This window comes from Streptacidiphilus jeojiense (assembly GCF_000719095.1).
GTDB lineage: Bacteria > Actinomycetota > Actinomycetes > Streptomycetales > Streptomycetaceae > Streptacidiphilus > Streptacidiphilus jeojiensis.
Genome location: NZ_JOEH01000011.1, coordinates 273,136 through 284,008 on the forward strand (window position 1 = coordinate 273,136; position 10,873 = coordinate 284,008).

General features: G+C 71.6%; 11 protein-coding genes and 1 rRNA gene. 9 read left to right on the forward strand and 3 right to left on the reverse strand.

Features of this window, described 5'->3' with window-relative positions; translation table 11 throughout:
- Positions 1 to 16 precede the first annotated feature (16 nt).
- From IF29_RS0117335 to IF29_RS0117345, 3 genes are read left to right on the forward strand one after another with little or no spacing between them, the layout of a single operon-like run.
- The gene (locus IF29_RS0117335) at positions 17 to 1,042 is read left to right on the forward strand and encodes a FecCD family ABC transporter permease (protein ID WP_030255460.1); all 1,026 of its coding nucleotides are present in this window, start codon (positions 17 to 19) and stop codon (positions 1,040 to 1,042) included.
- A 2-nt stretch (positions 1,043 to 1,044) separates the two neighbouring features.
- Positions 1,045 to 2,118, forward strand: coding sequence for a FecCD family ABC transporter permease (locus IF29_RS0117340; RefSeq protein ID WP_030255464.1), 1,074 nt, complete (start codon positions 1,045 to 1,047; stop codon positions 2,116 to 2,118).
- A gap of 4 nt (positions 2,119 to 2,122) precedes the next feature.
- Positions 2,123 to 3,019, forward strand: coding sequence for an ABC transporter ATP-binding protein (locus IF29_RS0117345; RefSeq protein WP_084714414.1), 897 nt, complete (start codon positions 2,123 to 2,125; stop codon positions 3,017 to 3,019).
- A gap of 64 nt (positions 3,020 to 3,083) precedes the next feature.
- Here IF29_RS0117345 and argB read toward each other — a convergent pair whose 3' ends face one another.
- Both argB and IF29_RS0117355 read right to left on the reverse strand, forming a co-directional pair.
- Positions 3,084 to 3,938: an acetylglutamate kinase gene (argB, locus tag IF29_RS0117350; protein ID WP_051725429.1), complete on the reverse strand. Its 855-nt coding sequence runs from the start codon at positions 3,936 to 3,938 to the stop codon at positions 3,084 to 3,086.
- A complete protein-coding gene (locus IF29_RS0117355; RefSeq protein WP_030255470.1) occupies positions 3,935 to 4,879 on the reverse strand; it encodes a methionyl-tRNA formyltransferase in 945 nt (314 codons plus the stop codon). The genes argB and IF29_RS0117355 overlap by 4 nt, the downstream gene beginning before the upstream one ends.
- A 95-nt stretch (positions 4,880 to 4,974) precedes the next feature.
- On the opposite strand from IF29_RS0117355, the gene IF29_RS0117360 reads away from it, so the two are divergent.
- From IF29_RS0117360 to IF29_RS0117385, 6 genes are all read left to right on the forward strand, one after another.
- Positions 4,975 to 6,324 carry a lysine N(6)-hydroxylase/L-ornithine N(5)-oxygenase family protein gene (locus tag IF29_RS0117360; protein ID WP_030255472.1) on the forward strand — a complete coding sequence of 450 codons (1,350 nt, stop codon included), beginning with the start codon at positions 4,975 to 4,977 and terminating at the stop codon, positions 6,322 to 6,324.
- 3 nt (positions 6,325 to 6,327) lie between these two features.
- Positions 6,328 to 6,870, forward strand: a complete 543-nt coding sequence (locus IF29_RS0117365; RefSeq protein ID WP_037595538.1) for a GNAT family N-acetyltransferase — start codon at positions 6,328 to 6,330, stop codon at positions 6,868 to 6,870.
- A 17-nt stretch (positions 6,871 to 6,887) separates the two neighbouring features.
- On the forward strand, positions 6,888 to 7,067 hold the full coding sequence (locus IF29_RS0117370; protein WP_030255477.1) for a ribbon-helix-helix protein, CopG family: 180 nt from the start codon (positions 6,888 to 6,890) through the stop codon (positions 7,065 to 7,067).
- A gap of 6 nt (positions 7,068 to 7,073) precedes the next feature.
- The gene (locus IF29_RS0117375; protein ID WP_030255480.1) at positions 7,074 to 7,421 is read left to right on the forward strand and encodes a VOC family protein; all 348 of its coding nucleotides are present in this window, start codon (positions 7,074 to 7,076) and stop codon (positions 7,419 to 7,421) included.
- Between the two features lie 7 nt (positions 7,422 to 7,428).
- On the forward strand, positions 7,429 to 8,292 hold the full coding sequence (locus IF29_RS0117380; protein WP_030255482.1) for a class I SAM-dependent methyltransferase: 864 nt from the start codon (positions 7,429 to 7,431) through the stop codon (positions 8,290 to 8,292).
- A gap of 115 nt (positions 8,293 to 8,407) precedes the next feature.
- A complete protein-coding gene (locus tag IF29_RS0117385) occupies positions 8,408 to 9,568 on the forward strand; it encodes an FAD-dependent oxidoreductase (RefSeq protein WP_030255484.1) in 1,161 nt (386 codons plus the stop codon).
- Positions 9,569 to 10,798: 1,230 nt separating this feature from the next.
- On the opposite strand, the gene rrf is transcribed toward IF29_RS0117385, so the two are convergent.
- Positions 10,799 to 10,873, reverse strand: a 5S ribosomal RNA gene (gene rrf / locus IF29_RS0117395); the annotation flags it as partial.

The following is a 10,873-nucleotide window of genomic DNA, read 5'->3' on the forward strand; positions in this document are numbered from 1 at the left end:
CCAAGGAGGCCCGCCGGTGACCCGGAGCGCGGCGCTTCGCCCCACCCTGCTCGTGGCCCTGCTCGGCACCGCTCTGCTGGCGATCTGTCTGCTGTCGCTGTCACTTGGCGCCCGGAGCATCCCGCCGATCGAGGTCGCCAGGACCCTGCTCGGCCATCCCCCTGACCAGGACGTGCACGACATCGTCTGGTCGGCGCGGGTCCCGCGCACCGCCCTCGGCCTGACCGCGGGAGCGGCACTGGGCCTGTCCGGCGCGCTGATGCAGGCACTGACCCGCAACCCGCTGGCCGACCCCGGCATCCTCGGGGTCAGCGCCGGCGCGTCCTTCGCGATCGTGCTGGCCATCGAACTGTTTGGGCTCGGCTCGCTGCTCGGCTACATCTGGTTCGCCTTCGCCGGCGCGATGGCCGCCAGCCTCGTGGTCTACCTGCTGGGCCGCACCGGCCGCAGCGGACTGACACCGGTCAAACTGGCCCTGGCGGGTGTGGCCGTCACCGCGCTGCTGTCCTCACTCACCAGCGCCGTGGTGCTCACCGACCCGGACGCCCTGGACCGCTACCGGTTCTGGTCGGCCGGCTCACTGGGGACCGCCACCGGCTCCACCGTGCTGCACTTCCTGCCCTTCCTCGCCCTCGGCGCGCTGCTCGCGCTGAGCTGCGCGCCCGCGCTCAACAGCCTGGCGCTGGGCGACGACGTGGCGGCCTCACTCGGACGCCGGCTCGGCCTGGTGCGCTTCCAGGGCGTCGTCGCGATCGTGCTGCTGGCGGGCGGCGCGGTGGCGGTGATCGGCCCGGTGGTCTTCCTCGGCCTGGTGGTCCCGCACGCGGCCAGGATCGTGGCCCAGCAGGCCGGCCTCGGCCCGGACCACCGCTGGCTGCTGCCGATCTCCGCAGTACTGGCCCCCTGCCTGCTGCTGCTGGCCGACATCGTCGGCCGGCTGGTCGAACGCCCCATCGAGGTCCAGGCCGGCATCATCGTCGCCTTCATCGGCGGCCCCTTCTTCATCGCCCTGGTACGCCGACGCCGACTCGCGGAGATCTGATCATGACCCTCCCCACGGCGGACTCCGCCGCCGCACCGCGGGTACGCGCACTGCGGCTGGCCGTGCCGCCCGTCTCCGCCCTGCTGCGACCGCGGCTGATCGCCGTCAGCGCCGGACTCGCCGTCGCCGTCTTCCTGGTCTTCTGCTGGGGCGTCTCCATCGGGGACTACCCGGTCAGCCTGCTGGGCGTGGTCAAGGCCCTGGTCGACAAGGGCGATCCGGGCACCCTGCTGGTGGTCCGCGACCTGCGGCTGCCACGGGCGGTGGTGGGACTGCTGGTCGGCATCGCCTTCGGGATCTCCGGCGCGCTCTTCCAGACGATGACCCGCAACCCGCTGGCCAGCCCGGACATGATCGGCCTGACCGAGGGCGCGGGCACGGCCGTGGTGGCCGGCATCGTCTGGGGCTGGGACAGCCACGTCAGCGCCCAGACCCTGGGCCTGCTCGGCGCGCTGGGCACCGCCCTGATCGTCTACCTGCTCTCCTGGAAGCGCGGCAGCACCGGCTACCGGATCATCCTGATCGGCATCGGGGTGTCCTGGATCTGCTCCAGCGCCACCGACTACCTGGTCGCCAACGGCAGCAGGTTCCAGGCGTCCGAGTCGATCGGCTGGCTGGTCGGCAACCTCAACGGCCGCACCTGGGACCAGGCCCGCCCGCTCGCCCTGGCCCTGCTCGTCCTGCTGCCCGTGTCGCTGCTGCTGGGCCGTCAGCTGCGCACGCTGCAGCTGGGCGACGACGTCGCGGCCGGGCTGGGCACCCGGGTGCAGACGGTCCGGCTGGCCGTCCTGGTCACCGGCGTCGGCCTGATCGCCTTCGGCACCGCGGCCGCCGGCCCGATCGCCTTCGTGGCCCTGGCCGCACCGCAGACCGCCCAGCGGCTGGCCGGCACCGCCTGGCCGCCCACCCTCGCCTCGGGACTCACCGGGGCACTGATGGTCCTCGTCGGCGACCTGGTCGCACGCGAGGTGATCCCCGGCACCGAGCTGCCGGTCGGGATCGTCACCGGTGTCATCGGCGCGCCGGTCCTGCTCTGGCTGCTCACCCGCGCGAACCGCGCCGGATCTGGAGGCTGAACCCATGCCCACGCCCCCCGCTGCCACCGAACGCACGCAACGCACTGAACGCACGGAACGCACGGAGAGCCCCGCCCACCCGGAGTTGACGGTGCGTTCGCTGCACCTGGCCTACGACGACCGGCAGATCGTCAGCGACCTCGACCTCGCCGTACCGCCCGGGCAGGTGACCGCCATCGTCGGCGCCAACGCCTGCGGCAAGTCCACCCTGCTCCGGGCACTGGCACGGCTGCTGACGCCGCGTCGGGGAACTGTCGAGCTGGACGGCCGGGTGCTGCAGTCGATCCCGACCCGGGAACTGGCCCAGCGCCTGGGCATGCTGCCGCAGGGGCCGGTGACCCCGGAGGGGATGACCGTGCTCGACCTGGTGAACCGCGGCCGCTCCCCGCACCAGACCTGGTGGCGGCAGTGGTCCCGGGCCGACGAGCTGGCCGTGCACGCGGCACTGGCCGCCACCGGGATGACCGAGCTGGCCGACCGCCCGGTCGACGAGCTCTCCGGCGGCCAGCGCCAACGCGCCTGGATCGCCATGGCGGTGGCCCAGGGCACCCCGGTGCTGCTGCTGGACGAGCCCACCACCTACCTGGACCTGGCCCACCAGATCGACGTGCTCGACCTGGTCACCGACCTCAACCGGAACGAGCACCGGACGGTGGTGATGGTGCTGCACGACCTCAACCAGGCCTGCCGCTACGCCGACCACATCATCGCGATGAAGTCCGGCCGGATCGTCGCCCAGGGCGAACCGGCCGAGGTGATCACCGCCGAGACGGTGGAGGAGGTCTTCGGCCTCCGCTGCCAGGTCGCCCAGGACCCGGTCAGCGGCACCCCCATGGTCATCCCCATGGGCCGCCACCACACCCCTGCTCCCGCTCCCGCTCCCGCCACAGCGACGGGCTGACCCGTGGGCGCGGGTGACGGGCCGCCGGCACAACACTGACGGCCCGTCACCCACCACTCACCGGCTACCGCCCGTCCGGCAGAACCGTCGTCCCTACGCTCGCCGTGCCCGTCCTGCCCGCTGGGCCCGCCGCACCGGCGCTCCCGGCCAGCCCGGCCCTGAGGGCGTGCGGTGACCGTCCGTCCAGGACCCGTGCGGACCGCACCCCCGCGCGGACCGCCCGCAGGCACGCCTCCATCTTGGGTCCCATCCCCCCGCTCAGCCCCGGCAGCATCCGCTCCAGTTCTCCCGCGCCGATCCGGTCCACCACCCGCTCGCTCCGCGGCCAGTCCGCGTACAGGCCGGGGACGTCGGTGAGCACCACCAGCGTCTCCGCCCGCAGCGCCGCCGCCACCGCGCCCGCGGCCGTGTCGGCGTTCACGTTGTAGACCTGGCCGTCCTCGCCGCGCCCCAGCGAGGAGAGCACCGGGATGTGGCCGTGGTCCAGCAGCAGTTCCAGCAGCGCGGTGTCGACCCGCGCCACATCGCCGACCAGCCCGAGGTCCACCCGCTCCCCCGCCACCTCGGCGTACCGCCGCTCCGCGGTCAGGGTGCGCGCGTCCTCCCCGCTGAGCCCGACCGCATAGGGCCCGTGCTCGTTGAGCAGGCCGACCAGCTCCGGCTGGACCCGTCCGGCCAGCACCATCCGGACCACGTCCAGCGCCGAGGGGCCGGTGACCCGCAGGCCGTTCAGGAACGGCGTCTTGATGCCCCGCCGGTCCAGCTCCGCGCCGATCTGCGGGCCGCCGCCGTGCACCACCACCGGCCGCAGCCCCTCCTCCCGCAGCCGCACCACGTCCCGGGCGAAGGCCCGCCGCAGCGCCGGCTCGGTCATGGCGTGGCCGCCGTACTTGACGACCACGGTGCGTGCGGCCGTCACGGACGCGCGGTCAGGTAGCCGCCCATGGTGCGGAAGTAGTCGGTGGCCGCGTGCTCCGTACCGTCCTCGGTGCGCACCCGGGTGACGGCGAGGCCGCGCAGCCGCCCGCTGCGGGCCTCCGCCCCGGCGACGACGACCACGCCGTCTCCCTCCCTGATGAAGATCCGCCCCGGCGTGCCGCCGTAGCAGGCCTGCGACACCTCGGCCGCGACGATCCGGATCCGCTCCCCGCGGTGGTAGGCGAAGGCATTGGGGTACGGGTCGGACTGGGCCCGGACCAGGCGCTGGATGGACTCGGCCGGCCAGCTCCAGTCGATCCGGCTGTCCTCCTCCGAGCGCTTGTGGAAGAAGCTGGCCCGGCTGCGGTCCTGGGCGGTCCACTGCGCCCGCCCCGAGTCGATCAGGTCCAGCGACTCCTGCACCAGCGGGCCGATCAGGTCCACCGTGCGGTGGAACAGGTCGGTCACCGTGTCCTCCGGGCCCACCGGCACTGCATGCTGCAACAGCACGTCCCCGGCGTCGAGTTCGGCGTTCATCCGGTGCGCGGTCAGCCCGACCTCCCGCTCGCCGTTGATCAGCGCCCAGATCAGCGGCGAGAAGCCGGCGTAGGCCGGCAGCAGCGAGTCATGGACGTTGAGGGTGCCGTGCCGGGGCAGGTCGAAGATCTCCGGCGGCAGCAGGGTGCGCCAGTTGTTGGCCACGATCAGATCGGGCTCGGCCTCGCGCACGGCCGCCAGCAACGCGTCGTCAGGGCGGCTGCACAGCAGCACCGGAACCCCGTGCTTCTCGGCCAGTTCGGCCACCGAGTCGCTCCAGATCCGCTCGTACGCATGGTCGCTGCGCGGATGGGTGACGGCGAGGACCACCTGGTGCTCCGACTCCAGCAGGGCCTGGAGTGTCCGGTGGCCCCAGGTCTGATAACCGAACATGACGACCCGCATGGAAGTTCCTCTCGGAGGGCAGTGATGCAGAGGCAATGTTGCAAGGTAAGCCTAACCTTACTTAGTCTGTCGCTGGTCAAGGGAGGCACCACGCAATGAACACTCCGCGCACGGAGATCCACGACGTCCTGGGCATCGGTTTCGGCCCGTCAAATCTCGCACTGGCCATCGCAGTCGAGGAGCACAACGCCGCCGTCCCCGAGGACCGGCGGATCCGGGCCGCCTTCCTGGAGCGGCAGCCCCGGTTCGGCTGGCACCGGGGCATGCTGATCGACGACGCGACCATGCAGGTCTCGTTCCTGAAGGACCTGGTCACCATGCGCAACCCGACCAGCGACTACAGCTTCCTCTGCTACCTGCGCGAGCAGGGCCGGCTGGTGGACTTCCTCAACGCGAAGACCCTCTTCCCGCTGCGGATCGAGTTCCACGACTACTTCGACTGGGCCGCCGCCCGCGTCGCCCACCTGGTCGACTACTCCTCAGAGGTGGTCTCGGTGGAGCCGGTGACCGGACCCGACGGGGAGGTCCACTGGTTCGACGTGGTCAGCCGCGATCCCGACGCGCCGGGGAACGGGACCGTGGTCCGCAGGGCCCGCAACCTGTGCGTCGCCGTCGGCCTGGAACCCCACCTGCCGCCCGGCACGGTCCGCTCGGACCGGGTCTGGCACACCAGCGAACTACTGCCCCGGGTGGCCGAGTTGGCCGAGCGGGCCGAGCGGGCCGAGCGGGCCGAGACCGGCACTGCGGTGCGCCGGGCCGTCGTCCTCGGCGCCGGACAGAGCGCCGCCGAGGCGGTGGACTACCTGCACCGCAGCTTCCCGCAGGCCGAGGTGTGCGCGGTCTTCGCCAAGTACGGCTACACCCCGGCGGACGACAGCCCCTTCGCCAACCGGATCTTCGACCCCGAGGCGGTGGACCTCTACTTCCAGTCCCCGCCCGCGGTGAAGCAGGCGCTGTTCGACTACCACCGCAGCACCAACTACTCGGTGGTCGACCAGGAACTGATCGAGTCCCTCTATGCGACCAGGTACCGGGAGCGGGTGCAGGGCCGGGAACGGCTGCGGATGCTCAACGTCTCCCGGATCCGCGAGGTGACCGAGCTTCAGGACCGCCTGGACGTCACCGTGGAGTTCCTGCCCACCGGCGAGCGCGAGGTGCTCTCCGCCGACCTGCTGGTGCACGCCACCGGCTACCGGCCCCGGGACCTCTCCACCTTCCTCGGCGACGCCGCCAAGCTCTGCCTGCGCGACGAGACCGACGCGGTCCGCGTCGGCCGCGACCACCGCGCCGAACTCGCACCGGGCACCACCGCCGGCATCTACCTCCAGGGCGGCACCGAGCACACCCACGGCATCACCTCGACGCTCCTGTCCAACACCGCGGTCCGAGCAGGCGAGATCTTCGAATCGCTGCGCTCCCGGCAGCCCTCCGCGAGCCGTGCCTGAACGATGAGCACCACGCTGACGGCCGGGCGGATCCGCCCGGCCCGGGCCGCCGACGCCTACACGCTCTACCTGCTCTCCACACCCTTCATGCGCTCCGGCGAACTCCGCCACCGCCCACCGGGCCTCTACACCGCCACCGCGCACGAGTTCCTGGTCGCCGAGGACGACCGCAACACACCCCAGGGCTGCCTGGCCCTGCGCCACTACCCGGCCGCGGCACGCGGTCGGGCCACCGGCGAGGTGGGCGGGGCGGGCGGGGCCGACGGGGCGGGCGCGAACGGCCGCCCGGCCGGGGTGCTGCACAACTTCTGCGTCCTGCGCCGCGCCCAGGGCGCCGGCCTGGGGTCGCTGCTGCTGGCCCGAGCCCTGGCCCGGGCCGAGGCCGACCACCTCCCCGCCGTCTACACCGCCACCACCGGCCATGCCCGCGTCTTCCTCCGGGCCGGCTTCCACGAGGTCCCGGCCACCGCCGCCCCACCCCTCTGGGCGTCCGCCCTCGACCCCGATCGGCATTCCCGCATCCTCACCCTGCCACTAGCCGGATAGTTTGCTAGCATGCTCATGTGGGCGACGAGGATGTGAAGCAGTTCAACGTGTACTTGCCGATCGGCTTGATCAAGCAGGTCAAGCACCGGGCCATCGAATCGGAGCTGTCGCTGTCGGCGCTGGTCGCCGCAGCGCTGCGCGCCTACCTCGACGACGCCCCGAGTGAGCCAGAGCCAACGTCCGAGAAGGAGAGCTGAGCCGACATGACGACGACCGAGGGCATCGAGGCCGTGTTCCTGGAGACCCACAACTGGGGCAGGGCGGCCAAGTTCTTCCAGGGGCTGGGCTACCGGCTCGAGTTCGACACCGGCCACAACTCCGGCCAGTTGCGCAACGGCGACGGCCCCTACCTCTTCATCGCCGAGGTCCCGGAGAGCAAGGAGCCGGAAACGCGGCTGGTGCTGCAGGTGACCGACGAGGACACCTTCCAGCCGGGCCCCGGCGTCGAGGTGGTCACCCCGTTCGAGGACACCCACTTCGGGACCAGGGAGATGACCGTCCGCGACCCGGACGGACGCCTGTGGAGCCTCCAGGCTCCAGGCAAGGGCTGATCGCGCCATGTCCGACGAACGACGCACCGCAGCACCGGACAGCACCGCAGTGCGGGTGGCCCTCTGGCGGGCCCTGCACGTCCAGGTCGACGCACCGCCGCACGTCCTCGAGGATGAGGTCGGCCTGCAACTGGTCGCCCCGGACGACGGCTGGCGCAGCCGCGGGGACATGGATCCGAACGGGACCAGCTGGTTCCGGGCCTCGATCGTGGCCCGGGCCCGGTTCATCGAGGACCTGGTGGCACAGCAGGCCACCGGACACGGCGTCACCCAGTACGTCATCCTGGGAGCCGGCCTGGACACCTTCGCCCAGCGCCGACCCGAGATCGCCTCCCGACTGAGGGTGTTCGAGGTCGACCAGCCCGAACCCCAGGCCTGGAAGCGCCGACGCCTGGACGAACTCGGCTACGGCGTCCCGGACTGGCTCCGACTGGTGCCGGTCGACTTCGAGGCGGGTGCATCGTGGTGGGACGAGCTGGCAGCCGCCGGCTTCGACCCGGACCGCCCCACCGTGGTGGCCTCGGCCGGCGTGGCCCTGTACCTCACCAGGGACGCCAACGCGGCGATGCTGCGCCGGCTCGCCTCCCTGGCCCCGGGCTCCACCCTGGCCATGACCTTCCACTTGCCCGCGGACCTCCTCGACGAGGACAAGCGCGCCGGCATGCGAGCGGCGACGGAAGGCGCCAGAGCCGCCGGAACCCCGTTCCTCAGCTTCTTCGCCCCGCCGGACATCCTGGCCATGGCCGAGGCCGCCGGCTTCAAGGAAGCCGAGCACATCTCGGCAGCCATGCTCAACCAGCGCTACTTCGCCGACCGGACGGACGGGCTCGGCACCTCCAGCGGTGAGGAACTGCTGGTGGCAAGGGTCTGATCACCCCTTTGGGCGAACATGTTCGTGGGAAACTTGACCGTAACGAACATGTTCGTCATCCTGGAGTCATGAGAGCAGGTGCCGAAGAACCCACCTCACGATCCAGGAGCAGCCGATGACCACCACCACACACCACCCCATCGCAGTAGTCGGCGCCGGACTCGGTGGCCTGACCCTCGCGAGCGTCCTGCACGCCCACGGCATCGAAGCCGCCGTGTTCGACCTCGACGCCTCCGCCACCGCCCGCGCCCAGGGCGGGATGCTGGACATCCACGAGGACACCGGCCAGGCCGCACTGCACGCCGCCGGCCTGTACCAGCAGTTCCGGACCCTGGTACTGCCCGGCGGCGAGGCCATGCGCATCCTGGACCGGAACGCCGTGGTGCTCCGCAAGGAGGAGGACGAGGGCGACGGCACCCGCCCCGAGGTCGAGCGCGGCGAGCTCCGGAACCTGCTGCTCGGCTCGCTGCCCGAGGGCACCGTCCACTGGGGCAGCAAGATCACCGCCGCCCGCCCCCTGGACGCGGGCCGGCACGAGGTGACCCTGGCCGACGGGACGCAGTTCACCACCGACCTGCTGATCGGCGCCGACGGCGCCTGGTCGCGGATCCGACCCCTGGTCTCCCAGGCCACCCCCGTCTACTCGGGCCTGTCCTTCGTCGAGTTCGACCTGAAGGACGCCGACACCCGGCATCGCGAGGCCGCCGAACTCGTCGGCGGCGGGATGCTCTTCGCGCTGGGCCCGGGCAAGGGCTTCCTCGCCCACAACGAGCCCGACGGCAGCCTGCACGTCTACGCCGCGCTCACCGCGCCGGAGGACTGGGCCGCCACGGTCGACTTCAGTGACGCGGAGGCCGCAAAGACCGCACTGCTGACCCACTTCGCAGACTGGGACCCGCGCCTGCGCTCCCTGGTCTCCGAGGCGGACGGTGCTCTGATCCCCCGCCCGATCCACGCGCTGCCGGTGGGCCACCGCTGGGACCGGACGCCCGGCGTCACCCTGCTGGGCGACGCCGCCCACCTGATGTCCCCCTTCGCCGGCGAGGGCGCCAACCTCGCCATGTTCGACGGGGCCGAACTCGCCCTGGCCCTCGCCGCCCACCCCGGCGACACCGAACAGGCCCTCGCCGCCTACGAGGAGAAGCTGTTCCCGCGCAGCGAAACCTTGGCCGCCGAGTCCGCCGACAATCTCGTGCTGTGCTTCGACGACACCGCCCCGCAGTCCCTGGTCGACCAGTTCGCCCAGTACGACCGGCTCCGCGACGAGACCCGCTAGAGATCCGGACGTCCGGACGGCGGCGACCGCACTCGGTGCCCTCATCCACCGCCGCGGAACCGACTTCACGGCGGCGGACGAGGACACGCTCTCCGGTGCGGTGCCGACTGCTCAGCAGGTGCAGGAAACCGTCAGGGTGATACTCGGGGGCGGGGGCGGCGAATTGAGGTACCCACCGATCCAGACCGTGAGAGCACGACCTCCCTCGTAGGTCCGCCAGGTCCATCGCTGATCCTTGCCCAGCGGGGTGCCGTCGCCGTTGGTGATGGTCCAGTTGTCAGCCGGCAGCAGTCCCTGGGGACAGACAGCGGTCACGCCACTCGGGGAACCGGTGGCGGACACGGTCTCGGGAAGATTGTCGGCCAGAGCGGGACCGGCCAGGATGGCTGCCAGTGCCACCCCTGCCAGTCCGGCACCGACGAGTCGTCCGGTACGCATAGAAGTCCTCTCGCTGAGCAGCCCTCGAACAGGGCCGAACAGCCACATCCGTTGCCACACCACAGCGCAACTCACACCACTTCCACCGCACTCCACTCTTCTGCGCCAGCCAAGGGTCGCGGCGGGCGGGGCTGGTGGTGCGGGATCTGTTTGGCTGCCGAGCCCCCGTCTTGTGGCCGGGTTGCCGGTGCGTGTTCGCTCCCGGTGATCGTTCGTCAGTTCCGTGGGGCGCGTTGGTGTGTTGGTGGCTGGGGTGGCTCGCTCCGCTCGCGGCCAACTACGAGGAGCCAGGGGGCGGGTAGAGCTCCGTTGCCGGGCGGCGGGTGAGTGCGGGGTGGGGCGTGCAGAAACGTTCCTGCCGAGGCCAGTGCGGTTTCGGGGCCCGAGAAGCGGGGCCTTGGACTGAACCGGGGTCACTTTCGGGACAAGGTGTCACTCGATCATGCCGTAATGCCCCATTTGACCCGGTCTTGGTGTACCACGAGTGACCCGACGTACGAGAATCGACCCCGGTTCGCGCGAGGCCCGGCGGCAGAACCGTTTCTGCGCGCCCGCACCCGGCAACGGCGCCCGGCACCGGCCCCGCTCCCCCGCTGTAGTTGGCCCGCGAGGCGGAGCCGAGCAACAGCAACAAGCCACGGACGTGCCATTCGGCATCGGTGGCGCCATGTAAGCCACCCACAGCAGCCGCCCCACCAACGACGGCCGGCCTCCCCAGCCCGCTTCCGGCGCTGGTGCGGGAATGCAGAAAAGCCCCCTGACCGGTGGTCAGAGGGCTTCCTGTTAATGATTGTTCGGCGGCGTCCTACTCTCCCACAGGGTCCCCCCTGCAGTACCATCGGCGCTGTGAGGCTTAGCTTCCGGGTT